The 26,021-nt window shown below is 63.5% G+C and carries 27 protein-coding genes; 16 read left to right on the plus strand and 11 right to left on the minus strand.

What is annotated here, in order from left to right; genetic code table 11:
- Window positions 1-5: 5 nt before the first annotated feature.
- Both purN and ACKWRH_RS19245 read left to right on the plus strand, forming a co-directional pair.
- Window positions 6-662, plus strand: a complete 657-nt coding sequence (gene purN, locus ACKWRH_RS19240; protein WP_445221871.1) for a phosphoribosylglycinamide formyltransferase — start codon at window positions 6-8, stop codon at window positions 660-662.
- Window positions 662-940: a YrhB domain-containing protein gene (locus ACKWRH_RS19245; RefSeq protein WP_445221872.1), complete on the plus strand. Its 279-nt coding sequence runs from the start codon at window positions 662-664 to the stop codon at window positions 938-940. Before purN ends, ACKWRH_RS19245 begins: the two co-directional genes overlap by 1 nt.
- Before the next feature lie 84 nt (window positions 941-1,024).
- Here ACKWRH_RS19245 and ACKWRH_RS19250 read toward each other — a convergent pair whose 3' ends face one another.
- Entirely contained in the window at window positions 1,025-1,231 is a 207-nt protein-coding gene (locus ACKWRH_RS19250; protein ID WP_007591938.1) for a cold-shock protein, read from the minus strand.
- Window positions 1,232-1,604: 373 nt separating this feature from the next.
- On the opposite strand from ACKWRH_RS19250, the gene ACKWRH_RS19255 reads away from it, so the two are divergent.
- A complete protein-coding gene (locus ACKWRH_RS19255) occupies window positions 1,605-2,759 on the plus strand; it encodes an autotransporter outer membrane beta-barrel domain-containing protein (protein ID WP_445221873.1) in 1,155 nt (384 codons plus the stop codon).
- A gap of 20 nt (window positions 2,760-2,779) precedes the next feature.
- Here ACKWRH_RS19255 and ACKWRH_RS19260 read toward each other — a convergent pair whose 3' ends face one another.
- Entirely contained in the window at window positions 2,780-3,817 is a 1,038-nt protein-coding gene (locus ACKWRH_RS19260) for a LysR family transcriptional regulator (RefSeq protein WP_445221874.1), read from the minus strand.
- A gap of 71 nt (window positions 3,818-3,888) precedes the next feature.
- Here ACKWRH_RS19260 and ACKWRH_RS19265 point away from each other — a divergent pair, with 71 nt between their 5' ends.
- From ACKWRH_RS19265 to ACKWRH_RS19280, 4 genes are read left to right on the plus strand one after another with little or no spacing between them, the layout of a single operon-like run.
- Window positions 3,889-4,506: a hypothetical protein gene (locus ACKWRH_RS19265; RefSeq protein WP_208086453.1), complete on the plus strand. Its 618-nt coding sequence runs from the start codon at window positions 3,889-3,891 to the stop codon at window positions 4,504-4,506.
- The gene (locus ACKWRH_RS19270; RefSeq protein WP_014495756.1) at window positions 4,493-5,113 is read left to right on the plus strand and encodes a GNAT family N-acetyltransferase; all 621 of its coding nucleotides are present in this window, start codon (window positions 4,493-4,495) and stop codon (window positions 5,111-5,113) included. The genes ACKWRH_RS19265 and ACKWRH_RS19270 overlap by 14 nt, the downstream gene beginning before the upstream one ends.
- A 25-nt stretch (window positions 5,114-5,138) precedes the next feature.
- Complete coding sequence (locus ACKWRH_RS19275) at window positions 5,139-5,702, plus strand: isochorismatase family protein (RefSeq protein WP_445221875.1); 564 nt, start codon at window positions 5,139-5,141, stop codon at window positions 5,700-5,702.
- A gap of 33 nt (window positions 5,703-5,735) precedes the next feature.
- Window positions 5,736-5,906: a hypothetical protein gene (locus ACKWRH_RS19280; RefSeq protein ID WP_445221876.1), complete on the plus strand. Its 171-nt coding sequence runs from the start codon at window positions 5,736-5,738 to the stop codon at window positions 5,904-5,906.
- A 30-nt stretch (window positions 5,907-5,936) separates the two neighbouring features.
- Here the strand turns inward: ACKWRH_RS19280 and ACKWRH_RS19285 are convergent, their stop codons facing one another.
- Both ACKWRH_RS19285 and ACKWRH_RS19290 read right to left on the minus strand, forming a co-directional pair.
- Entirely contained in the window at window positions 5,937-7,529 is a 1,593-nt protein-coding gene (locus ACKWRH_RS19285) for an FAD-dependent monooxygenase (protein WP_445221877.1), read from the minus strand.
- 95 nt (window positions 7,530-7,624) lie between these two features.
- On the minus strand, window positions 7,625-8,383 hold the full coding sequence (locus tag ACKWRH_RS19290; RefSeq protein ID WP_445221878.1) for an IclR family transcriptional regulator: 759 nt from the start codon (window positions 8,381-8,383) through the stop codon (window positions 7,625-7,627).
- Window positions 8,384-8,538: 155 nt separating this feature from the next.
- On the opposite strand from ACKWRH_RS19290, the gene ACKWRH_RS19295 reads away from it, so the two are divergent.
- Together ACKWRH_RS19295 and ACKWRH_RS19300 are read left to right on the plus strand one after the other, a co-directional pair.
- Window positions 8,539-9,870, plus strand: coding sequence for an MFS transporter (locus ACKWRH_RS19295; RefSeq protein ID WP_445221879.1), 1,332 nt, complete (start codon window positions 8,539-8,541; stop codon window positions 9,868-9,870).
- A gap of 195 nt (window positions 9,871-10,065) precedes the next feature.
- Entirely contained in the window at window positions 10,066-11,448 is a 1,383-nt protein-coding gene (locus ACKWRH_RS19300) for an aspartate aminotransferase family protein (RefSeq protein ID WP_445221880.1), read from the plus strand.
- 148 nt (window positions 11,449-11,596) lie between these two features.
- Here the strand turns inward: ACKWRH_RS19300 and rnd are convergent, their stop codons facing one another.
- Together rnd and ACKWRH_RS19310 are read right to left on the minus strand one after the other, a co-directional pair.
- A complete protein-coding gene (gene rnd / locus ACKWRH_RS19305) occupies window positions 11,597-12,745 on the minus strand; it encodes a ribonuclease D (protein WP_028147776.1) in 1,149 nt (382 codons plus the stop codon).
- 353 nt (window positions 12,746-13,098) lie between these two features.
- Window positions 13,099-13,998, minus strand: coding sequence for a LysR family transcriptional regulator (locus ACKWRH_RS19310; RefSeq protein WP_445221881.1), 900 nt, complete (start codon window positions 13,996-13,998; stop codon window positions 13,099-13,101).
- 103 nt (window positions 13,999-14,101) lie between these two features.
- Between ACKWRH_RS19310 and ACKWRH_RS19315 the strand changes: the two genes are divergently transcribed.
- Window positions 14,102-15,091: a zinc-dependent alcohol dehydrogenase family protein gene (locus tag ACKWRH_RS19315; protein ID WP_445221882.1), complete on the plus strand. Its 990-nt coding sequence runs from the start codon at window positions 14,102-14,104 to the stop codon at window positions 15,089-15,091.
- Between the two features lie 30 nt (window positions 15,092-15,121).
- On the opposite strand, the gene ACKWRH_RS19320 is transcribed toward ACKWRH_RS19315, so the two are convergent.
- Window positions 15,122-15,856, minus strand: coding sequence for a FadR/GntR family transcriptional regulator (locus ACKWRH_RS19320; protein ID WP_207794725.1), 735 nt, complete (start codon window positions 15,854-15,856; stop codon window positions 15,122-15,124).
- 193 nt (window positions 15,857-16,049) lie between these two features.
- Between ACKWRH_RS19320 and ACKWRH_RS19325 the strand changes: the two genes are divergently transcribed.
- From ACKWRH_RS19325 to ACKWRH_RS19340, 4 genes are all read left to right on the plus strand, one after another.
- Complete coding sequence (locus ACKWRH_RS19325; RefSeq protein ID WP_445221883.1) at window positions 16,050-17,189, plus strand: ABC transporter substrate-binding protein; 1,140 nt, start codon at window positions 16,050-16,052, stop codon at window positions 17,187-17,189.
- A 66-nt stretch (window positions 17,190-17,255) separates the two neighbouring features.
- Window positions 17,256-18,320, plus strand: a complete 1,065-nt coding sequence (locus tag ACKWRH_RS19330) for an ABC transporter ATP-binding protein (protein WP_445221884.1) — start codon at window positions 17,256-17,258, stop codon at window positions 18,318-18,320.
- Window positions 18,321-18,331: 11 nt separating this feature from the next.
- Window positions 18,332-19,216, plus strand: coding sequence for an ABC transporter permease (locus ACKWRH_RS19335; RefSeq protein WP_063983656.1), 885 nt, complete (start codon window positions 18,332-18,334; stop codon window positions 19,214-19,216).
- A gap of 10 nt (window positions 19,217-19,226) precedes the next feature.
- Window positions 19,227-20,048 (plus strand): ABC transporter permease, encoded by an 822-nt coding sequence (locus ACKWRH_RS19340; protein WP_014495741.1) that lies wholly within the window; start codon window positions 19,227-19,229, stop codon window positions 20,046-20,048.
- A 70-nt stretch (window positions 20,049-20,118) separates the two neighbouring features.
- Here the strand turns inward: ACKWRH_RS19340 and ACKWRH_RS19345 are convergent, their stop codons facing one another.
- Genes ACKWRH_RS19345 through ACKWRH_RS19360 form a run of 4 tightly spaced genes read right to left on the minus strand, consistent with a single transcriptional unit; the run spans window position 20,119 to window position 24,119 of the window.
- Window positions 20,119-21,438, minus strand: coding sequence for an ABC transporter substrate-binding protein (locus tag ACKWRH_RS19345; protein WP_445221885.1), 1,320 nt, complete (start codon window positions 21,436-21,438; stop codon window positions 20,119-20,121).
- An 11-nt stretch (window positions 21,439-21,449) separates the two neighbouring features.
- A complete protein-coding gene (locus ACKWRH_RS19350) occupies window positions 21,450-22,319 on the minus strand; it encodes a carbohydrate ABC transporter permease (RefSeq protein WP_445221886.1) in 870 nt (289 codons plus the stop codon).
- Window positions 22,316-23,266, minus strand: a complete 951-nt coding sequence (locus ACKWRH_RS19355) for a carbohydrate ABC transporter permease (protein ID WP_445221887.1) — start codon at window positions 23,264-23,266, stop codon at window positions 22,316-22,318. Before ACKWRH_RS19355 ends, ACKWRH_RS19350 begins: the two co-directional genes overlap by 4 nt.
- A gap of 1 nt (window position 23,267) precedes the next feature.
- A complete protein-coding gene (locus tag ACKWRH_RS19360; protein WP_445221888.1) occupies window positions 23,268-24,119 on the minus strand; it encodes a phosphodiesterase in 852 nt (283 codons plus the stop codon).
- A gap of 259 nt (window positions 24,120-24,378) precedes the next feature.
- On the opposite strand from ACKWRH_RS19360, the gene ACKWRH_RS19365 reads away from it, so the two are divergent.
- Window positions 24,379-25,389 carry a M23 family metallopeptidase gene (locus tag ACKWRH_RS19365; protein ID WP_445221889.1) on the plus strand — a complete coding sequence of 337 codons (1,011 nt, stop codon included), beginning with the start codon at window positions 24,379-24,381 and terminating at the stop codon, window positions 25,387-25,389.
- 79 nt (window positions 25,390-25,468) lie between these two features.
- Complete coding sequence (locus ACKWRH_RS19370; protein ID WP_445221890.1) at window positions 25,469-26,002, plus strand: REP-associated tyrosine transposase; 534 nt, start codon at window positions 25,469-25,471, stop codon at window positions 26,000-26,002.
- The last annotated feature ends 19 nt before the right edge of the window (window positions 26,003-26,021 follow it).

Raw genomic sequence — 26,021 nt, forward strand, 5'->3', positions numbered from 1 at the left:
CTGTGATGAAGCGCCGCGTCGCCATCCTGATTTCCGGCCGCGGCTCCAACATGTCCGCGCTGATCAGGGCCGCTGCTGCACCGGATTTTCCGGCGGAAATCTCGCTCGTCATCGCGAACAAGGCCGACGCTCTGGGGCTCGAACGCGCCAGGGCGAGCGGCGTCAAAACGCTGGTGATCGAGAGCAAGCCGTTCGGCAAGGACCGCGCCGGCTTCGAAAAGCTGCTGCAGGCCGCGCTCGACCAGCACGGCATCGAGCTGATTTGTCTCGGCGGTTTCATGCGCCTGTTCACGGCCGAATTCACCAAGGCCTGGTACGGGAGGATGCTCAACATCCATCCGTCGCTGCTGCCGTCGTTCCCAGGTTTGGACCCGCATGGTCAGGCCTTGCGCGCCGGCGTCAAGCTGTCTGGTGCGACGGTGCACTTCGTGATCCCCGAGACCGATGCCGGCCCGATCGTGATGCAGGGCGCGGTTCCCGTCAGCGACCACGACACGGGCGCTACGCTGTCGGAGCGCATCCTCGAGGTGGAGCACCGCATCTATCCCGAGGCGCTACGGCTGCTCGCGACCGGCAAGGTCCGGATCGAGGGCGATGTGTGCAAGACGGCGGGTAGCGGGCCCTCGGAGAATTTTCTGGTTTCGCCGGTGACAATCCTCTGATGTCGCCCGATCAGGCTTACGCGCTTGCTGAAGCCGAGGTGATTGAAATCGGTGTTGCCTGCGGTGAAGACCTTATGCTCTCCGAGAAGACGGTTAAGGTCAGTGAAGGGTGGGTCTTCTTCTACAACACTCGCGAATTCGTCGAGACGGGCAACTTTAGTTCTCACCTCGCCGGAAACTGTCCCATTTTCATCGATCGAGGTGGGCGCATTCACTATCTTCCGACCTCGATTCCTTGGGACGTCGCCTTGGAAAAACTTCGAAAGTCGTCGACTTAGGCCTTGTGTCGCTCGCCCCAAACAAAATCCCCCGGCAGAGCCGGGGGCATCGTCATGATCTCTCGCGCGAAGCTTTGAGAGAAATCAGGAGACCTTGAGGTTCTCCGCGGATGCTTTGCCGCGGTTCTCCACGAGGTCGTATTCAACCACCTGGTTCTCATTAAGGGTCGAGAGTCCGGCACGCTCGACGGCCGAGATATGGACGAACACGTCCTTATCGCTGCCGTTCGGCTTGATGAAGCCATAGCCCTTGGTCGGGTTGAACCATTTGACGGTGCCCTTTTGCGGCATCGCTCATCTCCTCCACTAGATACAAAAAAGACGCGGCCGCAGTTTCGCGTGCCACGCCACAAACGGGCTTCCGGTAGTCTGTTCGAGTCTCAATGTCGCGAAACGCACAGCCGAGCGGCCAATTCCGATTGTGTCCGATATTGCAACATGAAAATCGCCCGTTAGCAAGCCGCGCGCGGATTTCAAGATCGCGGCGAATGTCGCTCTCTGCAATTTGCGACCTGTGGCAAGGGAACCACAATCGAGGCAATAGCCTCCGCTGTAGCGCGCCAACCGGTTGACCCTGCGTGGCAGTTCGGCACAAATCGCCGCAAGCGCGCGCCCTTCGTGTTGCATTTTTGCGCTCCGCCACTTTGCTTCGGGATTAGTCGTCATGCGCTGCGCCTTGCAGCTCTCCGGGACACGGCAGACGATCGGGCTGGGCCGTGTCCGTCGGATCGCGGCTGCGCTCGCCATGGCGCTTGGACTCGTCGTGATGATGTCGGCGACATCAGCCTTTGCGCAGAGTCCGACGCCCACGCCGACCCCGACCCCGACACCCGCGCCGTCGCCGACCCCCATGCCGACCGCGACCAATTACGACCAGTCGGCCGGCAACAGTGCGCTCAATCTTGGCTCCAATTTCCTGGAGCGGCTCGGCGACCAGGCCTCCGGCGGCGTCAACCGTGCATCGCGCACCAATCCCGGTGGGGGCGGCGCCTCGGCGAGCACGGAGGATCCGCGCTACCGCACCTGGTTCGAAGGCTATGGCATCTCGGTCCGGACCGACGCGCAAGGCGATTTCGTCGGCGACAAGCGCAAGACCTTCGGCGGCGTCGCCGGCTTCGGCGCGCGGGTCGCGCCGGGCGTCAATCTCGGTTTCTCCGTCGACCAGAGCCATACCGACATCGACGTGCCGCTGGCGCTGCAGTCGGCGACGCTCGACCTGACGCAGATCGGTTTCAACGGCTCGGTCGACAAGGGACCGTGGACCTGGGCGTTCGCGGTGGTGCACGGTTTCGGCAAGGTCCGTTCCAGCAGGGACACCGGCGTTGGTCTTGCGACCGCGGGTTATCTTGCCGCGGTCGACGGTGGCCTGACCGAGATCAGCTACTACTGGACCAAGGACCAGATGCGCGTCGTGCCCAAGGGCGCGCTCGAATATGTGCGCGCCACCAGCGCTGCGTTCCAGGAGGCCGGAGGACTCGATCCATTGAACGTCGGCTCCACGGCACTCTCACGCGCACGCGTGATGATCGGCGCGGAGATCGGGCGCTACTTCATCTACGACCAGAAGATCCTGGACCTGTCGGCCTACGGCAAGTTCGTCGAGAATTTCTACCAGAACCTGGGATCGGTGCAGGTCAGTTTGGGAACCCAGAGCATCGTCGTTCCCGGCATCGGGGAGAGCCGTTACGGCATGGATGCCGGCGCCTCGGCCTCGCTCAGCCTCACCAGCGTCGCGCGGCTCTACATCAACTATGACAGCAAGTTCCGCAACGAGCTAACGTCGCACCAGGGCACGGTCGGCTTCGAATACAGATGGTGAGGGCGAAGCGCCCCCTGCGTCTAAGTCGGCGTTGCCGCGACATAACCCGTTAGCCCAAAACCCTCGCGCGCGGCCGTCATCATCGGCACCAGTGCACTCGGATGAATGAACTCGTCGCGGAAGCAGGGATGGGTCTTGGCATCGAAGATCTTCTTCAGCCAGTCGACCACGATCTTGTGGCGCTCGGAGTCGCGGAATTCCTTGTGATAGGTGAGCCAGAGATCGGCGTGGTGGCTGACACCGAGATCGACGGCAACGAGCGGTGCGCCGAGCGCGATCGACACGGTCGGCAGGAAGCCGATGCCGGCGCCGCGCTCCACCGCATAGAGCACGCCGACCGAGGAGTTGGTCTTGATCCCGACGATGCCCTCGAGCGACTTCAGTCCAAGCACGCGGGCGTAGGCGCCGTCGTCGACCTGAGGCGCACTCTGCTTGATGATGCGATGGTTCTTCAACTCGGCCAGGGACGCCGGCACACCGTAGAGGTTCTCGTATTCCCTGGAGACGAAGGGATAGATGTGCAGGCGGCCGAGCTTGGCGACGATCAGGTCGGGATTGGTCGGCGGCTCGAGCTGGATCGCGATGTCGGATTCGAGCCGGGCGACGTCGGCCTGCTCCATCGCACAGCGTAGATCGACGGTGATCTTGCGATAGGTCTTCTGGAAATCGATCAGCCGCGGCAGGATCCAGAAATTGCCGGGGCCTTCCGTCACCGCGACGCGCACGGTGCCTGACGTGTCGTTCGACGATCGCGAGGCACGCCGGAATACGTTGAAGGCATGACGCTCCATATGCGCGACGTCGGCGATCATCGCAGCGCCTTCGTCGCTGAGCGTCAGTCCGCTCTGGTCGCGCAGGAACAGCTTGCAGTCGATGCTCTCTTCGAGCCGGTCGATCCTGCGCATCAGCGTGGTGGAGGTGAGGCCGAGTTCTTCGGCCGCGTTGCGGAAACTTTTATATTTTGCGCAAGCTAAAAAGAGCTTCAAATCGTCCCAGGACGCGTCCAGGGCTTCTTGGTGCTGCATCAAAGCAGCACCCCGGTGCAATAACTGCTGCATACGCCAGATCCCCAACCGCTAAGGTCATCGTCATAGCGGGGCACTAAATCCTCGAACGATAGAGGGGTGATATGAGTATGGAAAGGGGCTCCTTTGCCGCAAGGCATGATTTCGATGCCTTGCCGCTCAGTCCGGACGTCGATGTCCGATGTGCGCAATCTTCCGAAATTGCTGCGCTTTCCGAAATGGCGCACCGGCTGGTGCCGGGTGTGCAGATCGGAACGGCAGAGCTTGCGCGATATTTCACGTTCGATCCTCAGAGCATCCTGACGTTCAGTCGCAAGGGCAATCTGGTCGGCGGCATGGCCTTCTTGTTCCTCAACGACCGCGGACACGATGCGCTGTTGCTCGACGAGATCTGCCTGACGGCACCCGAAACACGCTATCTCGCCTCCGCGAAGGAAGACGTTGCCGCGATCTACATCTGGGCGATCGCGGCGACGGGCCGAGGTATCGCTGGTCTGGGCAAGGCTGCGGCTCATCTCCGTCAAGTAAGGTTTCGTGGCGCGGATTGCTATGCGCAGCCGTCAACCGTGGCCGGACGCGACATCATGAAGGCGACGGGTTTCGACCCCGTCCCGAGCTTCCAACCCGATCTCTGGTGTTACGAGCGGCCCTGGCATCGGCAGCCGATGCGGATGCCGGGCGCGATCATCCAAACAAGGAGTTTTGCAGATGCACGGCACTAGGATTCCCCTCGCCAAGCCCGACTCCCGCGCCATCACCATTCGCCTCGCGCGCGATCCCAACGACCTCATGCTGGTCACCGCCATCCGCTCGGCGGTCTATCTCGCCGAGCAGGATTGTCCGTTCGACGAGGAGTTCGACGGCAACGACATGGTCGCAGCGCACTTCATCGGCTACGTCGGCAACGAGCCTGCGGGTTGCCTGCGGGTACGCTTTTTCGGGGATTTCGCCAAGGTAGAGCGGCTCGCGGTGCGTCATCAATATCGGCGCTCGCGCGTCTCGTTCAAGCTGGTGCAGGCGAGCGTCGACTATGTGAAGCGCAAGGGCTTTCGCAAGATCTACGGCCAGGCGCAGGACCGGCTGGTCGATTTCTGGGCTCACTTCGGCGCCAAGCCGCTCGGTCACAACCGCAAGATCACCTTCTCGGATTTCTCCTACACGGAAATGCTGCTGGAGATCGAGCCGGGGCCGGACGCCATCACGCTGGACAGCGATCCCTATGTGATCATCCGTCCCGAGGGCGATTGGGACCGGCCCGGCGTGCTCGACGCATCGGCGGGGCGGGCGGTGACCTCGCCGCTACGGGACCTCGCACTCGCCGATCACTGAAACTGGTGCAGCTCTGCGCAAGACAATGCTGGCTTCCATTACCGATGATCCGCCGATCCTGGTCTGTGCGGATCTCCAGGTCGAATATCTGACCCCTGGGCGTCGCCATGTCATCCTCGACGGCGAAGCCGCCACCGTGCGCTGCCTGGAGCTCCTGACGCTGTGGCGCACCAATCTCTGGCCGGTGATGCATCTGAAGCGCATCGCCCAGGCGGCCTGGTTCAACCCGGCATCCAGGCTGACTGATTGGATCGCGGAGGCGAAGCCGCGGCCGGGTGAAATGACGTTCGAGCACCCGCTGCCGTCGGCCTACAGCTCTTCGCGGTTCGTGGACTACATGTCCAATATCCGCAATGTGCGCTGCATTCTGGTCGGCTTTTCCCTGGACGAAACCATCCTGGCCACCGCCGTCGACGGGTTTCACCGGAGCCATCGCTACCAGGTGGTCGGAGACGCCGTGGCCTGCCGGCAGCCGGGCACGGGCGATGCCGCCGCCTACAAACAGTCGGTGGTGAATGTGATCGGGAATTTTGCTACAGTCCATGCCAGCGCCGAACTGATCAGAACCAGCGGCGCCATCGCGGTCTAGCCGGCCGTGGTCGGCGGATGGTGGGGTGGGACATTGTCACGGGGGGACGAGCTCAAGGAGCTGGCGAGCGATTTGTCGCGTGCCGTGGAGACGGCGCGCCGCGTCGGCTTGCCCACGACGGTCTATCTGCTCTCGATGGCGCTGGTGGAGGTGAAGGAAGCCGCTCGCGCTGCCGCCGAAGAGGATGACGACGGCGCGGCGTAGGGTTTTGGGCCTGCAGCGAAAGCGTTTCTCTCAGGATCGGCCGATGGCGCGCATCAGGATATCGGATGCGTCATCAGCGTTGTTGCCCGCGTAGGCAACGAATTGATCGGGCCGCACCAGGATCAACAGCGCCTCGTATTTCTCGCGGCCGCCTGATGCGGTGTCCCTGACCACCTTCAGCGGGATGCCAAGCCGCGCGGCGGCTTGCTCGAGAGCTGTTGCCGCGGTGCCGACCGTCAGGTCGATCAAGGTGAAGCCGTCGCCCAATTCCTCGAACACGTTCTTGCCTGACGACAGAGGTTGCGGCGTGAGATGATGACCGGCGCGCGCCGGATAGGCGTGCGAGCCGATCGCGCTGCAGACAGCGCCGGCCGGACCAAAGACGATTGGTGACCCTTCGTAGTTCGGCTCGAAGGCGTTGACCTCGGCGCGCGCGCCGGAGTGCCGCGCGTGCCAGGCGGCCTCGAAATCCGCCCGATCGCGCGCCGGATCGTGGCGGCGAAGAAAATCGCGGTCGCGGAAGATCGGCGTCTCGATGAAATCGCGCGCGGTGGACGCAAACACCGGACGCCGCTCGGCATCGTAGCTGTCGAGCAGACCGGCTGGCGCCCAGCCTTGCAGCGTCGCGGCGAGCTTCCACGCCAGATTTACGGCGTCCTCGAAGCCGGTGTTGATGCCATAGCCGCCGTAGGGCGGATGGCTGTGCGCGGCATCTCCGGCGACGAAGACGCGGCCTGCGCGGTAGCTGTCCGCGAGGGTGAAGCGAAGATCCCAGAATCCGATGTGCTCGAACTCGATGTCGAATTGTGCGCCGGCGGCATCGTGCAGCAAGCGTCGGAAATCGAAATTGTCGGCGGTGGTGTCCGCGGGAACTGGGGCATGGAAGAACCAGGTGCTGCCGAGATCGACCCGGCCGAAAAATTTCCAATAGCCCTCGAGGTCCGGATGCAACACGCTGTAGAACGACTTGCCTGGAAAGGCCTCGAGCAGTCGATGCAATTCGACGGAGCGAAACACCAGCAGCACCATCAGCCGATCGTGGTCGGAACGGGTCTGGGTGATGCCGGCGCGTTCGCGCACGATCGATCGGCTGCCATCGCAGCCGATCACGTAGTCGGCGCGTAGGCTCTGTGTCATCCCGTCGCGATTTTCGATGTCGAGGCTCACGTCCTCGGCGTCAGGCCGGACATCCCGGCAGGTCCAGCCGTATCGCAGGTCAATGGATGGAAGCTGTGCCGCACGCTGCCGCAGCACGGCTTCGGTCGCGTATTGCGGCAGGCGTTCGTTGTCGGTGAAATAGAAGGGGCGGACGAGCTCGCGCTGCAGCCAGTTGTAATTGTAGCCGCTGAGCAGCGTCCCGTAGCTGGTCATTCCGCCGATGCCGTAGTCGGGAGGAATGGTGCGGGCCGCGCGCAGCGCTGCCTCCGCGCCCCAGAAATGGAAATGCTCCATCGTCCGCTGCGTGAGGTTCTGTCCCTTGGGGATTGGCTGCGGCCGTTCGTGGCGTTCCACGACGATGGTCTTGATGCCGCGCTGGCCAAGGCCGATCGCCAGACCCATCCCAACCGGTCCGCCGCCGACGATCACGACGGGCGCGTCGCTATCCGCTGAAGCCTGCCTCACATCGCTTCCCCACGATTGTCATCGCGCGAGGCGCGATCGCTCGTCCTCATGAGACGTTGTAGGGATATCGTCAAGTAAAATCTCACATGATGAGATTATTGTGTGATGCCGTCTGTCGAGGCCTCGGAGATCTGCCGGGCCGCTTCGCGGACCTCCGCGCTGATGCGATCGATCAACTCGCCCTTGGCATGTGGTCCGGCGATCGTGATGCAGAGGCTTGCGATCGGGTAGCCCGCATCGAGGATCGGCGCGGCGATCCCGACCGCGCCCGGTGTCACTTCGCCAAAGGCAACGGCGACGCCGGCGCGCCGCACGCGTTTCAGCGCTGCCAGGATTTCGTCGGAAGAGTCGCCGACGCCGACGCTGCGCAGATCGGCGGCATAGCGCGTCACCAGTGGCATCACGCGTTGCTTGGGCAGAAAGGCCATGATCGAGCGCGCGATTGCGCCGCGTCCCATCGCCATCGGTCGGCCGCGCGGATAGCTGCTCACGGGATTCACGACCGAGGCGATTGAAGCCACGCACAGCATCTTTTCGCCGTACCAGCGCACGACCAGGGCCGTACAGGGGTGCGCGGCCGACAGCCGCTCCAGATGCGGGGTGGCTGCTGCGATCAGCGGATCGGAACGGCGGCTGAGATAGTCCATCTCCACCACGCGCGGGCCAAGCGCGAACCGGCCGCCGCGCGTCGGCATCACGAAGCCGCTGTCCTTCAAGCTCTTGAGATAGCGATACAGCGTCGGCCTCGTGTAGCCGAGCTCCTTCATGAGCTCTTCGGGCGACCATTGCGGCCGTGCCTCGGTGAAGAGATCGAGCACGGCAAGAACCCGATCCTGACTGTTTGCTTTGACCAAGTGAGATTCGATCCAGCTTCGCGTATTTGCCGTGATACCCGCATTCGCGTCGGCCGCAAAACGGTGGCACGGCAGTGGCTTGCCTTCGCTATAATCTCACTATAAGAGATTTTAAGAAGAATAATAGTGCATGAGATGCCGGGGAGGGGTTGGGCATGGCCGTCACAGCTACGGATGAGATCGTGTCAGGCACGGTCGACGTTCCCGCCTATGTCGATCGTCAGCCGGTCGGCGCCTTTCAGATCCGGGTTCTGCTCGTCTGCGCCGCGGTGCTGTTCATCGACGGCTTCGACACCCAGGCGATCGGTTATGTCGCGCCTGCGGTCGCGCAGGAATGGAAGCTGGCGCGTGGCAGCCTCGGTCCGGTGTTCAGCGCGGGGCTTCTGGGCCTCATGATCGGCGCCCTGATCTTCGGTCCGATGGCCGACAGGATCGGTCGCCGTCGCATCATCCTCGCAAGCACGCTGGTGTTCGGCATCGGGACGCTGCTCACCGTGTTCGCGGTGGACACGACCTGGCTCATCGCGTTGCGCGTTCTGACCGGTCTTGGTCTCGGCGGTGCAATGCCCAATGCGATTGCGCTGACCTCCGAGTTCAGCCCGCATCGCCGCCGCGCCACCATGGTCATGATCATGTTCGCAGGCTTTTCGATCGGTGCGGCCCTGGGCGGGCTGCTGGCGGCCGCCATGATCCCGGCTTTCGGCTGGCGCTCGGTGTTCCTCGTCGGCGGCCTCGTGCCGCTGCTGCTTCTGCCTTTCCTCTTCAAGGCGTTGCCGGAGTCGATCCGGTTCCTGGCGATGATGGGCGGCCGCGACCGCGAGGTGGCGGACCTCCTGCAAAAGCTAGCCCCGGGGGTATCCTTCGCCGGCAATGCCAAATTCGTGGTCCAGGAGCCCAAACTGTCGGGATTGCCCGTCGCGCATTTGTTTGCAGAGGGGCGCGCATCGGTGACGGTTCTGCTCTGGGTGGTGTTCTTCATGAGCCTGCTCGACCTCTATTTGCTGTCGAACTGGCTGCCCACCGTGCTGAACGATCTCGGCGTGTCGGTTTCGGGGGCGGCCGCGATTGGTGCGATGCTCCAGGTCGGCGGCGTGGTCGGCACGTTCACGCTCGGCCAGTTCATCGACCGCTTCTCGTTTCGCGCGTTGTCGCTGACCTATCTCGCGGCGGCGGTCGCGGTTGCGGCCGTCGGCATGGCCAGCCATTCGATCGTCCTGGTCACGATCGCGATCTTCGCGTCGGGATTCTGCATCGTCGGGGGACAGATCGCCTCGAACGCGCTGACGGCGACCTTCTATCCGACGGCGATCAGATCGACGGGCGTGGGCTGGGCGCTGGGCATCGGCCGCATCGGCTCGATCGTGGGGCCTCTGATCGGCGGCGTGATGCTGGCCCGCGACATGGGACCGCAGCCGCTGTTTGGTGCTGCGGCCGTCCCGGCATTGATCGCCGCGGCGGCGGCCTTCGTACTGGCACGACGAGGCTAGCCGAGGCGATATATCCTGCCGAAGTGCCAGCGCTGCTTTCCTGCAACGCTCGTGTGCGCTTGTTGCCAACGAAATGACGTTGCAAGTTGCGGCCTGTCGCAATAGCCAAGATGTCGACGTTTTCTTTGGACAAGCTCGTCGTTTGGACAGGTCTGCGTCATGACCTCCAATGACGCACCGTTGAGGAATCCCGCAATGTCCATGCTGCCCAATTCGCAAGAGGCCCGGGATGTGGCCTATCAGCTCCATTCCTATACCAACGCGCGCGCGCATCAGCAGGCCGGTCCGCTGGTGATCGAACGCGGCGAGGGCCCTTACGTGTTCGACGCGTCGGGCAAGCGCTATTTCGAGGCCATGGCCGGCCTGTGGAGCGTCGGGCTCGGCTTCAACGAGAAGCGGCTGGTCGAGGCGGCGCACAAGCAGATGCAGGCGCTGCCGTTCTACCATACGTTCTCCGCCAAATCGCACGGGCCCTCGATCGACCTCGCCGAGAAGCTGGTGGCGCTCGCGCCGGTGCCGATGAGCAAGGTGTTCTTCACCAATTCCGGCTCGGAGGCGAACGACACCGTCCTCAAGCTGATCGCCTATCGCTCCAATTCGCTTGGCCAGCCGCAGCGCAAGAAGATCATCAGCCGGATGCGCGCCTATCACGGCGTCACCATTGCCTCGGCAAGCCTCACCGGCCTGCCGAACAACCACCGCTCGTTCGACCTGCCGCTGCCCAACATCCTGCACACGGGCTCGCCGCATTTCTACAGGGACGGCGCGCCCGGTGAGAGCGAGGAGGCGTTCGCGACGCGCCGGGCCGAGGAGCTCGACGCGCTGATCCAGAAGGAGGGCCCGGATACGATCGCGGCCTTCTTCGGCGAGCCGGTGATGGGCGCGGGCGGCGTCGTCGTGCCGCCGGCGACCTATTGGGACAAGATCCAGGCAGTCCTGAAGAAATACGACATCCTGCTGGTCGCAGATGAGGTCATCTGCGGCTTCGGCCGCACCGGCAAGATGTTCGGCTGCGAGACCTACGGCATCAAGCCCGACGTGATGGTGGTCTCCAAGCAGATCACCTCGAGCTATTTCCCGCTGTCGGCGATCATCCTGAACGATCGCATGTTCGAGCCGATCGCGGACGAGAGCAACAAGATCGGCGTGCTCGGCCATGGTTTCACCGCGGGCGGCCATCCCGTCGGCTCGGCCATTGCGCTGGAGAATCTCAAGATCATCGAGGAGCGCGGCCTGGTCGCGCACGCCGCCGAGCTCGGCGGTTACATGCAGGGCAAGCTGCGCGAGCTCACCAGCGATCCGCTGGTCGGCGAGGTCCGCGGCGTCGGCATGATCGCGGCGATCGAGCTCGTGCTCGACAAGGGGCGCAAGACGGCCGCCAGCACGCCCGGCGCCGTCGGCGGTATCGCCAGCCGCATGCTCCAGGAGCGCGGCGTGATCTCGCGCAACATGTTGGATGCCATCGCCATCTGCCCGCCGCTGATCGTCACCAAGGCCCAGATCGACGAGCTGATCGCGGCGATCACGGGCGTGCTGAACGACATGAAGCCGGAAGTGGCCAAGCTGACGCCGGCGTAAGGGAAGCCGGCGCGTCAAACTCCGTCATTGCGAGCGCAGCGAAGCAATCCAGACTGTCTCCGCGGAAAGATTCTGGATTGCTTCGCTGCGCTCGCAATGACGATGTGGCTGGCTTCGCGGCCAACCGCGAAGCGCCCGCTCGCGCCCGCTACGCCCGCTGAACCCCGATCACGCGACCCTTCTCGATCGCCAGCGCCAGCTCGCCGCGCTTCAGTTTCAGCGCGGCATCGCCGAACAGCTCGCGGCGCCAGCCGCGCAGGGCGGGGACGTCGGCCTCGTCGTCGGCTGCGATCTCCTCGAGATCGTCCACGGTGGCGATCACCTTGCTGGCGACGGCGTGGCGCTCCGCGGTCATGCGCAGCAGAACCTTCAACAGCTCGACGATGGCGGCGCCATTGTTGTTGTTGCGCGGCTTCTCCAGCTTCGGCAGCGTCGCAAAATCCCGCGCCAGCCCGCGCTCGACCGCGGCGACGATGTCCGCGCCCCATTTGGATTTCTCGAACCCCTTCGGCACCGAGCGGAGATGGGCGAGCTTCTCCAGCGTGTTCGGCGCGTGGGTCGCAATGTCGCTGATGGCTTCATCGCGCAGCACGCGGCCGCGCGGCACGTCGCGGCTCTGCGCTTCCTGCTCGCGCCAGGCCGCGACCTCCATCAGGACCGCGAGGTCCTTGGGCTTGCGGACCCGCGTCTTCAGCCGTTCCCAGGCGCGCTCGGGATGGAAATCGTAGGTCCTGGGCGAGGTCAGCACCTCCATCTCGATGGAGACCCATTCGCTGCGGCGCCGCTTCTTGAGGTCGGCATCGAGCGCTGCGAACACGTCGCGCAGGTGCGTGACGTCGGACACCGCGTAGTGCATCTGCTCCTTGGTCAGCGGCCGGCGCGACCAGTCGGTGAAGCGGTGGGTCTTGTCCGGGCGGTGGCCGGTGACCTTCTCGACCAGCGCGTCATAGGCGATGCTGTCGCCATAGCCGAGCACCATGGCCGCGACCTGGGTGTCGAACACCGGGTGCGGGATGATGTTGGCCTGGTGCCAGATGATCTCGATGTCCTGGCGGGCGGCGTGGAACACCTTCAGCACGCCCTCGTTGCCCATCAGGTCGAAGAACGGCTTGAGGTCGATGCCCTCGGCCAGGGTGTCGATCACCACGGCTTCCTCGGCGCTCGCCATCTGCACCACGCACAGCAGCGGGTAGTAGGTGGTCTCGCGTAGGAACTCGGTATCGACTGTGATGACGGGGTGCTTGGCCAGCCGGCTGCAGGCAGCCGCGAGGTCAGCGGTGGTGGTAATCAAATCCATGAACGGCCCATGACACTTGGTATCAGCCGTTCTGCCGAAAGCGCTGTGATGTCAAGGGGCTCTAAGCGAATTCGAGCCTTGCATCGGGCCGGAATCGTCTCTTTCCGACGAAATTCCTATTCGTAACGGATCCGGTGCGAGGATTTGCGCGCGCAGGGCAGCGCCACCACGACCACGCACATGGCGACCAGCGCCAGCCCTAGGAACTCGAAAACCAACAGATCCACGGCGAAATCTCCAGAAACATTGATAGATTTGTCGGGGGTACGTTGAGGGTCTGTTAATTCTCGTGGTTACCGGCGGCCGGGCGGGCCGGATGGTGGACGGGGGGTTAACGGGGGCGGGCTCGATCATCACCCCATGAGCTTCGGCAAGGCGGCGGCGAGCGCGTCCACGGCGGCGCGGACTTTTGGCGGAATCCGGGGCGAACGGGGCCACAGCGCGTGGCAGTCGTAGAGGAATTCGGGCTGGCCTTCGAGGAGGCCGACCAGCGCGCCGCTGTTGAGACGCTCGCGGACCAGCCAATAAGGCAGCCAGGCGAGACCCATGCCTTGCGCGGCGGCGTCCGCGATCGCCTCCATATCGTCGAGCCTCAGCCTGCCCGAAGGCATGATTTCGCGTGGCGGCTGGTCGGCTTGCGGAAACAGCCATGGCCGGACACGCCCTGAGCGGCGATAGATGATCGCCTGATGCGCGGCGAGATCGTCGAGCGATTTCGGTTTGCCGTTGGCGCGCAAATAGGACCGCGCGCCGCACACCACCATGCGCTGGCTTGCGATACGCCGGGTGATCAGACCGGATTGGTCGTCGAGATCGCCGGTCCGGATCGCAAGATCGTAGCCGGCCTCGATGATGTCAGCGATGGGATCGCCGAAGGAGAGGTCGAGCTCGAGATGCGGATATTTTCGCGCGAGTTTCATCAGCAGGGGCGCGATGCAGTGCCGGCCCAGCAGGGCGGGCATGGTCACGCGCAGCCTGCCGCGCGGCGCGGAGAGTTCATCGGCCACGATGGCGTCGGCGGCTTCGGCCTCGCTGAGTACCGCGCGGCAGCGCTCGTAATAGACCTGGCCAGCCTCGGTCAGGCTTTGGCGCCGTGTGGTGCGGTTGAGGAGGCGGACGCCGAGGCGCTCTTCGAGAAAGCGCACATGCTTGCCGACCATCGGCCCCGACATCTCCAGGGCGTCGGCCGCAGCCGCGAACGAGCCGAGATCGACGGCCCGGACGAATACGGCCATGCTGGTCAGGCGGTCCATGATTGAAAACTCCTGGTTTCGACTGTTCGCGTATTCGGGCCATTTATCCACTTCGGTGGGATCGGCATAGCTCCATTCAGTTCAATTGTTTTGGAGTGTATCCATGACCCGCGTCGTTCGCTTTCACCGGCATGGCGGTCCCGAAGTGCTGTGCATCGAGACCATCGACGTTCCACCGCCGGGAAAGGGCGAGGTGCAGATCCGGGTCAGGGCGCTCGGTCTCAACCGTGCGGAGGCGCTGTTGCGGACGGGCACCTATATCGAGACCGCAACATTTCCGTCCGGGCTTGGTTTGGAGGCGGCAGGTATCGTCGAGGCCATCGGCGAAGGCGTGGCCGGCTTTGCGCCGGGAGATGCGGTCAGCATCGTGCCGCCGCTGTCGATGGTGCGATGGCCGGCCTATGCCGAACTCGCGACGTTTCCGGCCGAACTCGTCGTGAAGCATCCGCCCGAGCTTGGCTTCGAGGCGGCGGCTGCGGTGTGGATGCAGTATCTGACGGCCTACGGCGCGCTGGTCGATATCGCCGCACTTGGGCGAGGGGACGTTGTCGCCGTCACGGCCGCATCGAGCAGCGTCGGGCTTGCGGCCATCCAGATCGCGAACCGGATCGGCGCTGTTCCGGTCGCCCTGACGCGGACCTCGACCAAGCGGCGCGCATTGCGCGAGGCCGGCGCCGCCCACGTGATCGCCTCGCAGGAGGAGGACATCGAAGCGCGGCTCGCGGAGATCGCCGGTTCAAATGGCGTCCGCGTGGTATTAGACGCCGTCGGCGGTCCGGCATTCGAGCCGCTGACTGCGGCGATGTCACCGGGTGGTATTCTGATCGAGTATGGCGGACTGAGCCCCGCGCCGACACCGTTCCCGCTCTTCAACGTGTTGACCAAGAGCCTGGTCCTGCGCGGCTACCTCGTGCACGAGATCATCCGCGATCCCGTGCGCCTCGCGCGGGCAAAGGCGTTCATCCTCGACGGCTTGTCGGACGGCAGCTTGAAGCCGGTGATCGCCGGAACGTTCCCGTTCGAGGAGATCGTCGAGGCGCATCGCTTCCTGGAGTCGAGCAATCAGTTCGGCAAGATCGTGGTGACGATCTAAGCGCGCGGCGCGTGGCTCACGTCGCGGCGATCAGCCCCCCTCGAATATTCTCTTGCGCGCATTCTCGACATGCGTGCGCATGGCGCGGCGGGCGCCGTCCTCGTCTTGTGCCTCGATGGCCTCGAACACGCGGCGATGCTCCTGCTGCCCCCTGAGAATGCGGCCGCGCGGCTGAATGAGCGACAAGTTGCGGTTGAGATTGACGCCAATGGCGATCTGCTCCCTCAACGAGGTTAGCGTCTCGACAAAGAACCGGTTGCCGCTCGCCTCTGCAATCGTGCGGTGGAAGAGGAGATCCTCCTCGACACCAAGGCCGCCCTCGCGCCCTTGGGCGACCATCGTATCCAGCCTGGTCAGGACCTGCTGAATGCGGCGCAGGCTTTGCCTGTCCCGGTTGCGTGCGGCGAGGGCCGCGGCATCGCCCTCGACGGCCATCCGGAACACGAAGCAGCGCTGGATGTCGGGGATGCTACTAACAGGCGCGAAGTCGAAGGCATTGGCGGCCGGGCGTCGCGTCACGAACCAGCCCGCGCCCTGGCGTGATGCGATCAGGCCGTCATCGCGCAATCGCGTTAGCGCCTCGCGAACGACGGGCCGCGAAACGCCGAGGAGTTCGGCAAGGCCATTCTCGGGCGGTAGCCGGCAGTTCACGGGAAGAATGCCGATCGCGATCTGACCGAGCACATGGTCGTAGATCCGGTCGCTCAATCGTCCCGTCGAGGAGGAGAGCGGCAACTCCACGGATTTCATCGCAGGCTTTTTCAAGTCCGGCTCCGCCCGGTTTTGCGTTCGGCTTCCAAACAAGTTTTTGACATTTTAGTCCGCGCACAAGGCGCTCGGCCGGCAGTTCGAAACAGCTACAGAACAGACCGCTTGACAACCAGCGAAGATTTCGTCGATGCTTGCCTTACAAATAAATAACAAGTTGCGCTAAAAATAAAGCACTTGGGAGGCGAGAATGAGAACGAGGTCAGCAACCCCAATGGTCGCCGCCCTGGTGGGGGCGTGTCTTTGCAGCGGAGCCCTGGCCGCTCCGATCAGTCTTTCGATCATCGATACCGGCGGTGACCTGGCCTCGGTGCAGACCATCATCGAGAACTACAAGAAGGCGAATCCGGACAAGGTCAGCGAGATCAAGATCCAGCGCGCGCCCGCGCCGGAGCTTCCGGCCAAGATCAAGGCGCAGCAGGATGCCGGACGCCTCGATATCAATCTGGTGCTGACCGGGCAGGATGGCGGCGCACTGCTGGCCCAGAACGGCCAGCTCATCGCCATCCCCGATTATCAGAAGACCTTTCCGCGCGACGGCCTCACCGATGCGGGCAAGGCTCTTTACGACGAGGGCAAGGGCGTCCTCATTCCGTCAGTCGGCAATGCCGGTGGACCGGTGCTGATCTACAATCCGGCGAAGGTGCCGAGCCCGCCGAAGACCGCGCAGGAATTGCTGACTTGGGTGAAGGCGAACCCGGGCAAATTCATGTATGCGCGTCCGGCGAACAGCGGGCCGGGCCGGGCGATCCTCCAGGGCTTCGCCTTCATTCTCGGGGACTCCAAGCCGCTCGACCCCGAAAAGGGCTGGGACAAGAGCTGGGATTTCCTCAAAGAGCTTGGCAAGTCCGTCGAATATTATCCGACCGGTACCGCGATCACGTTGAAGGAGTTCGCGCAGGGGCAGCGCTGGATGATCGCCGGGATCATGGAATGGGACATGAAGCCGCGCGCGCAGAGCGTGATCCCGCCGGACTCGAAGATCGCAATCCTGGAGAACACCACGTTCGTGGTGGACGGTCACTATTGGTGCATCCCGAAGGGCGTGCCGCAGGAACAGGTCGATGTCATCGTCGACCTCATGAAGTTCATGTGGAAGCCGGAGCAGCAGGCGCTCACCTGGAAGGCCTTCATCGGGCCGGTCGTGAAGGCCGCAGCCCTGGCATCGGCACCCAAGGATATCCAGGACGAGGTGAAGGAGTTCTGGCGTCCTGAATACGATCAGATCGGGACCAAATGGAAGGTATCGCCTCCGCTGGGCGTGACCGAGCTGAGCTACGCGATGGAACGGTGGGACCGTGAGGTCGGCGCCGATCAGGTCAAGAAATAACAATAACCGGGACCAAGACGCGAGGGCGCGCAGGTGCGGCCCTCGCGCGCGTATGCGGGGCGGGGAATGGCCGACTCTATCGATAAGCTGCAGATGTCGATCACCAAGCGTTATGGCGGCAAGGTGGTGCTCGACCAATTTCCGCTGGAGATCGGCGGCCGCGAGTTCGTCACCTTCCTGGGGCCGAGCGGCTGCGGAAAGTCCACGGCGCTCGGCATCATCGCAGGCCTGGTGCCGCCGAGCGACGGCGAGATCCATCTCAACGGACGACGGATTGACGATGTCTCGCCGGAAAAGCGCGGGTTCGGCATGGTGTTCCAGAACTATGCGCTGTTTCCGCATCTGACTGTGTTCGGCAACGTTGCCTTCGGCCTCTCTCTCCAGAAGCGGCCGTCTGCGGAAATCGAGCAGCGCGTGCGGGACATGCTCGGTCTGGTGCGTCTTGCCGGTTATGAAGACCGCTATCCCGGTCAGCTCTCGGGCGGACAGCAGCAGCGTGTCGCCATCGCGCGCGCTCTTGTGCTGCATCCTCGGTTGATGCTGTTCGACGAGCCGTTGTCCAACCTCGACGCAAAGCTCCGCGTCGAGATGCGCGCCGAGATCAAGCAGCTGCACGCACAGCTCGGCCTGACCTCCATCTACGTCACCCACGACCAGGCCGAAGCTCTCTCGCTCTCCGACCGCATCGTCGTGCTGCGCGAAGGTGTGCTCATGCAAGTCGGGACGCCGCAGGAAATCCACGACCGTCCCAAGAACGTCTTCGTGGCGGATTTCATGGGCTTTCGAAATTTCCTCGATGTGAGACTCGGCAAGGAAGCGGGCGGTATGATCGAAGCCGGCTTCAAGGGGCAAATCTTGCAGGCCAGGGCCAGGGATAGCTTCCGCCCGGGCGAGCACGCCGTTCTGGCGATCCGGCCGGAAGATGTGCGTCTCGGCAGGTCTGGTGATGGCGTCAACGTGCTGCGCGGCAAGGTCGAGCTGGTCGAATATCTCGGACGCGAGCAGGAGGCCGAGATCGCGCTCGATGGCGACGCAAGGCTCTGGGTGCGCTCGCACGAGAAGCTCGTCTTGGGCGAGATGCTGGATCTGACCTTGCCGGCGGACAAATTCGTCCTGCTGCGTCGCGAGTGAGGGGACAGATCGTGGCTCGCATCCGCTCTGATTCTCGCAGCGAACTGGACCTCGTCGCGATCCTCTGCCTTGCGCCGTCGCTGCTCTACGTGCTCGCGATGTTCGTCTACCCGTTCCTCTACGGGATCTACATCAGCTTGCAGCCGAAGAAGCGCGACGCCGGGATATTCTCGAACTATGTCGCGTTCTTCAACGACGCCTACCAGTACAATACGATCAAGACGACCTTCATGTTGGCGTTGCCGACGACGGTCGCGGTCGTGCTGGTTGCGCTGTTCCTCGCCTACGGCATGCGGCGTGGCATCTGGTTCGAGCGCACCATCACGACCATTCTCGTGCTTCCGATCTCGCTCGGTGTCGTCTTCCTGTCGGAAGGAATTTTGGGCTTCTACGGCCACAATGGCTGGCTCAACCAGTTGCTGCTTGCGGTCGGATTGATCCAGAACCCGCTCGAGCTGACGCATAATTCGATCGGCGTCACCTTCTCGCTGTTCATGCAGAACTTTCCGTTCTGCTTCCTGATGTTGCTCGGTTACATCTCCGGCATCGACCCGAGCCTGGAAAGCTCCGCACGCATGCTGGGCGCCGGGCCATGGACCATCTTCCGCCGCGTCATGTTCCCGTTGATCGCACCGGGCCTGATCATCGCGTTTGCCCTCGTCTTCGTGATGAGCTTTGCCGTGTTTCCATCCGCGGTGATGGTTGGCCAGCCGGCCGGTTCGACGCGGACGATCTCGATCGCGGCCTACCAGCAGGCCTTCGAGCAATATGACATGTCCTACGCGTCCGCGATCGCGGTCATCATGGGGCTCTGCCAGCTCGCGGCGCTGGTGGTCATCGTGCTGGTGCGCCGCCGTATGACGATTGCAACAACCATGGGCGTCGGCAAACGCTGAAGGGAAGCAGATGCGCGGACGGATGTGGAAATTGGCGATCTACCTGTTCCTGCTGGGGTTCATCCTGAACCTGCTCGGAATCGTGACGCATGTCGTGGTGAGCTCGTTCGCCAAGCGTTGGTTCGGCAAGCCGTTGCCGCCGGCGTTCACGACGGATTGGTTTACCTACGCCTGGCGGGAGTTCGAGCTCTCCCACGTTCTCTTCATCACGCTGTTCATCGCGCTGGCTGTGGTCTTCATCGCGCTCGCGATCGGATTTCCGGCGGCCTACGTGCTGGCGCGGCGGAATTTCAACGCCAAGCCGGTCCTGCTGCTGCTCTACTTCCTGCCGCTATTGATCCCTCAGATGACCTACGGCATTCCGCTTGCCACGACGCTTTATGGGTTTGGCGTCGGCGGGACGGTCATCGGCGTCATTCTCGCCGTGCTCGTCCCCATGGTTCCTCTTGCGGTCTTCATCCTGTTGCCGTTCTTCGAGCAGATCAGCTTGAACCTTGAATGGTCGGCACAGATGCTCGGCGCGAGCCGGCTGCAGATATTCCGCCGCATCCTGTTGCCGCTGATGCTGCCTGGCATTTTGACAGCGGGCCTGCTGGTTCTCGTGAATACGATCTCGAACTTCGAGCTGGCGTTTCTGCTCGCGGGCGGGGGATCGCAGACCCTGGTCGTCGCGTTGTATTACAACGTTTTTGCTGGCGGTGTGCGGCCGGTTTATTCGATCGATGCGATGGCTGTCATCTACATGTGCACCGTCATGGCGGTGCTGCTGGTCGCATTGCGGTTCGTGCGTCCGACGCAGATGGTGTTCAGGCTCGACGGCAGGCGCAACTGACGCAAGCCCCTGAAATGATTTCGGCGCCCCACACCGTGGAGCGCCGAGCTTGTTTGGCTGATCGTCGGCCTTACGGCAGCTTCAGCGAGGTCTCCGCGTTGTACGGCTTCAGCGTCTCGTCGGCGGCCTTCTGGGCGGCGACCAGCGCCTCCTTCGGCTGCTTCTTGCCGTTGAGGACCAGCATCACCTCGTCCTCCAGCGTCTTGCGGACCGGCACGGTCTTGTAGGTCGCGAACCAGGGTTTTGCGACGTCGAGCTGCTCGACGGCGGTCTTGGCGTCCGGGTTCTTGTTGAGGAACTCGACCATGTCAGGCGTCTTGTAGGCGGCCATGTTGGGCGCGAAATAGCCGGTGGCGCGGCTCCACCAGGCGCTCTTCTCGGGCGAGGTCATCCACTTGATCAGGGTCCAGGCGGCCTTCTGCTTGTCGGCTTCGAGGCCGGCCGGAACGATCAGCGAGGCGCCACCGATCGGCACGGCGTTGCGGACGTTGCGCGGGATGAACGCGACCTTGTAATTGAACTTGGCGTTGTCGCGAACATAGGTCAGCGAGCCCGTCGAGAGCATCATCATCGCGGCGTTGCCGGAGATGAAGGAGGTGCTGACGGCCGGGCCGGGCGTCGCGCCGGGGGCGTGGACCTTGTGCTTGTAGACGAGGTCGTTCCACCAGGTCAGCGCGCCGAGCATCGAAGGCGTGTCGTAGTAGACCTCGCCGCCGAATTCCTCGTTGTAGTAGCGCCCGCCATTGGTCATGGTGAGCGTTTCCATCATCCAGCCGCAATAGTCGTAGGCGCAGGGGATCGCGATGCCCCATTGGGTCACCTTGTCGCCTTCGCGCTTGGTGAGCTTCTTGGCCCAGTCGGTGAGCTCGGCCCAGGTTTGCGGCGGCTTGCTCGGATCAAGGCCGGCTTCCTTGGCCTTGTCGGCGTTAATGTAGAGCAGCGGCGTCGAATTGTGGAAGGGCACGCCGTAGACCGAGCGATTGATCACCGCATTGCCCTGGAGCGCCGGGAAGAACTGGCCGAGGAACTGGTCCTTGGTGGTGCCGTCGGCGGCGATCAGGCTGTCGAGATTGGTGAGCTCGTTCTCGATCTGCATGTCGAGCAGGAAGTTCGCGGACATGATCACGGCGGACGGCGGCTTGCCGGCCTTGATGGCCGCGCGCGTCTTGATCAGCGTGTCGTCATAGGAGCCGGTGTAGACGGCGGTTGCCTTGATCGCGGGATGGGTCTCGTTGAACTCCTTGATCAAGGTGCCCATGTCGCGGGCGAGCTTGCCGTCGACGGGAACGGGGAAGAACAGGTCGATCTCGGTCGGACCTTCGGCCATTGCCGGGACGGCAAGGGCGCCTGCCATAGCGAGGCCAAGCATGAGCCTGCGGGTAAACAGCATCGAAAAATCTCCTATTTGATGCCTGAGGTGACGAAAGAACTGATGAAGCGCTTCTGGAAGATCAGGAAGGTGATGAGCAGCGGTGCGATCACCATCAGCGTGCCGGCGGCAATCGTGCCCCAGGCCTGCGTGCCTTCGGCGGTCGCGGTGAAGACGGACAGACCGACCGTGAGCGGCCGCTTGTCTGGCGAATTGATCACCATCAGCGGCCACAGGAAGTCGTTCCAGTGGCTGGTGACGGAGATGATGGCGAAGGCGGAAAAGCTGGGCATCGACAGCGGCACGTAGATGTGGCGGATGCGCTGGAGAAGGCTGGCGCCGTCGATCAGGGCGGCGTCTTCCAGCTCGGTCGGAATGGCTTCAAAAGCCTGCCGCATCAGGAAGGTGCCGAAGGCCGAAGCGAAGAACGGCATCATCACGCCGGCGAGCGTGTCGTAGAGCCCGAGCTGCGCCACGAGGCTCAAATTCGGCACGATCAGCAGCACCGGCACCAGCATCAGCTGCATCAGGAACAAATAGAAGATCAGCGTCTTGCCGGCGAATTCGAGCCGCGCAAAGGCGAAGCCCGCCAGCGTGATCGTGACGAACTGGACCAGCAGGATGCCGGTGCAGATGATCGTGGTGTTGAGGGTGTAGCGCGGGAAGTCGCCGATCTCCCAGGCATCCCTGATATTGTCGAGGGTCGGCTTCAGGCTCGGCATCAGCTCGGCCATCGCGTTGATGCCGTCGGACGCCGGGCGCAGCGTCGCCACGCCCATCCACAGGAATGGGATCAGCCAAACGATCGCGAGCAGCACGGTCAGCAGAAAGCCGAGCTTGGGCGTGATCTCGCGGCGCGTGGCGAGCGGGGCGTCTCTAAGCAGCCAGTCGATCAGCGTCATGCTCCGCCCTCACGATTGGCCATCGTCCGGAAGGAGAGCGCGGTGAGGCCCATCAGCGCCGCAAGCGTCAGCAGCGTCGCCGCCGAGGCCTTGCCGATGTCGTAATGCTCGACCGCCTGCTGGTAGATGTAGAACAGCACGAGATTGGTCGAGTTGGACGGCCCGCCCTTGGTCATGACGAAGACGTGGTCGACCTGCGTGACCGCGTTGAGCGTGGCGATGACGATGACGAACAGGAAGGTGGGCTTGAGCTCGGGCAGGATGATGTAGCGCAACCGCATGAACGGGCCGGCACCGTCGAGATGCGCGGCTTCCATGACATCCTCGGGCACGGCCTGGAGGCCGGCGAGGAAGAACAGCATGTAATAGCCGGCGTTCTTCCAGATGGTGATCACCATGATCGCTGAGAGCGCGATGTCGGGGTCGCCGAGCCAGTTCGGCACCACCGGAAGCAGGCGACCGATGTAGTAGTCGAGCAAGCCGACATTGGGCAGGAAGATGAACAGGAACAGCGCGGAGGCCGCGACCATCGGGATCAGCACCGGCAGGAACAGTGCGGCGCGCAGCGCACTGCTCACCGCATTGGTGCGTGACAACGCCAGCGCGAACAGCAGTGCAAGTCCAATGCTCGGAATCGCCGTGCCGATGGCGTAGACGAGATTGTTGACGACCGCGCCGGTGAAGGCGGGATCGGCAAGCACCGCGGCTATATTGTCGAGGCCGACGAAGCGGACCGGCGCCTTCGGCGTGGCGCGCTGGTAGAGCGCGTCGATGAGCACACGCCCCATCGCGCCGTAGGTGAATAGCGCGAGGAAGACCAGCGAGGGCAACAGCAGCAGATAGGCGGGCAGCGAGGCTTTGAATCGGCCAAGAAACCGCTTCAGGACGTGCAGACGCGGTGCCGCCGAAGTCGCGACCGGGAGAGCCGCGGGTTCAGCGAGGCTCATCTCATCGCGCCGGGAAATTGAGCGCATAGTCGCGGTCGTTCATTCCCGTCGGTGCGGCGAATGGAAAGCGCAGACTGGTATCGAGGAAGTCGTGGCTGTGCACGACCAGGTTCTCGCCGTCGATCAGCACCACGCCATAGGCCGGCGGCTCATGGCTGGCGAGATGGTCGGTCGCGGCAGCGTCAAGCTCGAACCAGACCTGGTGGTTAGTGCCGCGGAGCGTCGAGAACGGGATCTTGCCGTAGCTGCCGAAGATCGGCCGATGCACATGGCCGAAGAAGAGATGGCGGATGCGCGAGCGGTAGGGCGCGATCACTTCGGCGAACTCCGCGCTCTGCTTCAGCGCGATCTCGTCCATCGCGTGGACGCCGACCGGGAAGGGCGGATGATGCATGAAGACGACGAACGGCATGTCGGCGGGCGCGGCCGCCAGCGTGCTTGCGAGCCAGCCGAGGCGCTTGGCGCACATCTCGCCGGCGTGGCTGGTCTCGTCCAGGGTGTCGAGGAAGACGAACAGGCCGTGCTCGGTGGTGCGGGTGCCCTGGACGAAGCCGTTCGGATCGCGCGGGGCGGCCTTCAGGCCGTCGAGGCAGGCCACGCGCTTGTCGTGATTGCCGACCATGGCGATGTACGGGATCTTCAGCGCGGCCATCGCCTCGGCGAAATTGGCGTATGCTTCAGGCTCGCCCCAATGGGTGAGGTCGCCGGTCACGACCGCGAAGGCAGCATCGGACTGGTGCTTGTTGATGTCGGCAACCGCCGCATCCAGCCGGGCGCGCGGATCGAGGCCATAGAGCTTCAGTCCGGGGTTCGCGAGATGCGTGTCGGTGATGTGGATGAATTTGAAGGGCATGGCGCGTCAGGACTGTTGGAGGATGGGCGCCTCCGGCAGGACGTCCCTGACAGGCCGTTAGAGCGCCAGTGTTTCAGTTTGATGACAGCGGTTCCTGCGGGCGTGGAAGGTGTGGACATGCTTGGGACGACAGGCCGAGCATACTCTGGGGCCGAATGACCTCTCACGATTGAGGTGCAAGATGCGGTCTACCTTGCCGCGAAGGTGCGGTCATGGTTTGCTCATGCTGCTCATAGAATTTGCATCACGAGACCTTCGAATGTTGCCGCCGCGTGTCCTCCCCAAGCTGGGTTTGCTTGCTGCCTCCCTGCTGCTTGTCGTCCTCTGCGCCGTCCCCGATGCGGTGCGCGCCGAATTCAATTTCGCCCGTTACAAGGAGACCGATCTCGACGAGTTGCTGGCACGGCGGCGACCGGCCACCGGCCTCGACGTCTACCCAATGTCGCCGCTGAAGCTCGACATCACGCTGGCCTCCCACGGGGAGCCGTGCGCAAGCGGCGCGCTCAAGCGATCGCTGATCATGAGCGGCATGCCCAAGACCGACGCCGACGCCTTGCAGGCGACCAACTGCATCACGGTCCGCTCCGCCAAGGGGCGCGAGCTCAAGGTCTTCATCCAGGATGTGGTCTACGGCTTCTTGCCGGGGGAGGTGCCGGTCGGGGACAAGCTCTCGCTCTATGCGATCCATGCCTTTACGTCCCCCGAAGGGCCAGGGCTGCTGGTCAATGAATTCCTGACCCCGCGCAGCTTTCCGCGCGCCGACAAGCCGGCAGACAAGACGATGACCTCCTGTGGATGCTGGACCCAGGACGAGCATCCCGGCGTCGATTTCACCTCCGACAAGGCAGGCGATCCGGTGGCGGCGATGGCGGACGGCGTCGTCGTCAAGATCGAGACCAGCGAGCAGACGCCCGGGGATTTGCCTCTTATCGGCGGCTGCGGCCGTTATGTCGTGCTCAAGCACACTTATCCGAACGGCGGCATCGTCTACACACGCTACGTCCAGCTCGGCCGCATCAATGGGTCGACGGGAGAGGCGCTTGCGGTGGGCACGAGCGTCAAGGCGAAGGACGCGATCGGCGAGATCGGCCCGAACAAGGTGCTGCATTTCGAGATCCGCCCCGTCGCGCCCGGCACCACGACGACGGACAAGGCCTGGACCGAGCGCTACGCCAACGTGCCCGACATGGAGTGGTCCCGCTACGATCCCGTCGATCCGCAAAAGTTCGACGCGGCCTCGTTCGGCGGGGTCAGGAAGGCGACGAAGTAGGGGCGGGTCTGTAGGGTGGATTAGCCGAAGGCGTAATCCACCACTGTGAGCCAACTTCAAGTTGTGCTACCGATTGCGAATGTCCGACTACCGCCGCGCATTCGTCCCCGGAGGATGCTGGTTCTTCACGGTGAACCTGCTCGATCGGCGGAAAGCACTCCTGACCGACCAGATCGAAATCCTGCGCGACGCGGTTGCCGCAACTCGCCGGAGCCATCCCTTCGAGATTAACGCATTTATTGTCCTGCCGGACCATCTTCACGCAATCTGGCAGCTGCCGCCTGGCGATCCCGATTTCTCCGTACGTTGGCGGCTGATCAAGACCCGTTTTGCAAAAGCTTTGCCAGCGGACGATCGGTTGAGCGCAGTCCGCGCCGCGCGGAACGAGCGCGGTATTTGGCGACGCCGTTTCTGGGAGCATTTGATCCGTGACGAGACTGACTACGCGCGCCACGTCGAGTGTTGCTACTATAATCCCGTCAAGCACGGGCACGTTTCGAAAGTGAGTGACTGGCCGTACTCGTCGTTTCACCGCGATGTCCGCGCCGGGTTGTTTCCGGAGGATTGGGGCGGTGACAAAGAGTTGACCGGTGAGTTTGGCGAGCGCGCGTGACCCCCCGTAGGGTGGATTA

It is taken from the genome of Bradyrhizobium sp. Pa8, from assembly GCF_052588265.1.

What these genes read in the sequence shown, in the direction of transcription:
- ACKWRH_RS19355 (WP_445221887.1), bottom strand. Translation starts at nt 23,266, where the DNA reads ATGAGCCTCGCTGAACCCGCGGCTCTCCCGGTCGCGACTTCGGCGGCA.
- ACKWRH_RS19360 (WP_445221888.1), bottom strand. Translation starts at nt 24,119, where the DNA reads ATGCCCTTCAAATTCATCCACATCACCGACACGCATCTCGCGAACCCC.
- ACKWRH_RS19350 (WP_445221886.1), bottom strand. Translation starts at nt 22,319, where the DNA reads ATGACGCTGATCGACTGGCTGCTTAGAGACGCCCCGCTCGCCACGCGC.
- ACKWRH_RS19330 (WP_445221884.1), top strand. Translation starts at nt 17,256, where the DNA reads ATGGCCGACTCTATCGATAAGCTGCAGATGTCGATCACCAAGCGTTAT.
- ACKWRH_RS19340 (WP_014495741.1), top strand. Translation starts at nt 19,227, where the DNA reads ATGCGCGGACGGATGTGGAAATTGGCGATCTACCTGTTCCTGCTGGGG.
- purN (WP_445221871.1), top strand. Translation starts at nt 6, where the DNA reads ATGAAGCGCCGCGTCGCCATCCTGATTTCCGGCCGCGGCTCCAACATG.
- ACKWRH_RS19260 (WP_445221874.1), bottom strand. Translation starts at nt 3,817, where the DNA reads ATGCAGCAGTTATTGCACCGGGGTGCTGCTTTGATGCAGCACCAAGAA.
- ACKWRH_RS19245 (WP_445221872.1), top strand. Translation starts at nt 662, where the DNA reads ATGTCGCCCGATCAGGCTTACGCGCTTGCTGAAGCCGAGGTGATTGAA.
- ACKWRH_RS19325 (WP_445221883.1), top strand. Translation starts at nt 16,050, where the DNA reads ATGAGAACGAGGTCAGCAACCCCAATGGTCGCCGCCCTGGTGGGGGCG.
- ACKWRH_RS19255 (WP_445221873.1), top strand. Translation starts at nt 1,605, where the DNA reads ATGCGCTGCGCCTTGCAGCTCTCCGGGACACGGCAGACGATCGGGCTG.
- ACKWRH_RS19295 (WP_445221879.1), top strand. Translation starts at nt 8,539, where the DNA reads ATGGCCGTCACAGCTACGGATGAGATCGTGTCAGGCACGGTCGACGTT.
- ACKWRH_RS19315 (WP_445221882.1), top strand. Translation starts at nt 14,102, where the DNA reads ATGACCCGCGTCGTTCGCTTTCACCGGCATGGCGGTCCCGAAGTGCTG.
- ACKWRH_RS19345 (WP_445221885.1), bottom strand. Translation starts at nt 21,438, where the DNA reads ATGCTGTTTACCCGCAGGCTCATGCTTGGCCTCGCTATGGCAGGCGCC.
- ACKWRH_RS19270 (WP_014495756.1), top strand. Translation starts at nt 4,493, where the DNA reads ATGCACGGCACTAGGATTCCCCTCGCCAAGCCCGACTCCCGCGCCATC.
- rnd (WP_028147776.1), bottom strand. Translation starts at nt 12,745, where the DNA reads ATGGATTTGATTACCACCACCGCTGACCTCGCGGCTGCCTGCAGCCGG.
- ACKWRH_RS19365 (WP_445221889.1), top strand. Translation starts at nt 24,379, where the DNA reads ATGTTGCCGCCGCGTGTCCTCCCCAAGCTGGGTTTGCTTGCTGCCTCC.
- ACKWRH_RS19275 (WP_445221875.1), top strand. Translation starts at nt 5,139, where the DNA reads ATGCTGGCTTCCATTACCGATGATCCGCCGATCCTGGTCTGTGCGGAT.
- ACKWRH_RS19300 (WP_445221880.1), top strand. Translation starts at nt 10,066, where the DNA reads ATGTCCATGCTGCCCAATTCGCAAGAGGCCCGGGATGTGGCCTATCAG.
- ACKWRH_RS19370 (WP_445221890.1), top strand. Translation starts at nt 25,469, where the DNA reads ATGTCCGACTACCGCCGCGCATTCGTCCCCGGAGGATGCTGGTTCTTC.
- ACKWRH_RS19265 (WP_208086453.1), top strand. Translation starts at nt 3,889, where the DNA reads ATGAGTATGGAAAGGGGCTCCTTTGCCGCAAGGCATGATTTCGATGCC.
- ACKWRH_RS19310 (WP_445221881.1), bottom strand. Translation starts at nt 13,998, where the DNA reads ATGGACCGCCTGACCAGCATGGCCGTATTCGTCCGGGCCGTCGATCTC.
- ACKWRH_RS19250 (WP_007591938.1), bottom strand. Translation starts at nt 1,231, where the DNA reads ATGCCGCAAAAGGGCACCGTCAAATGGTTCAACCCGACCAAGGGCTAT.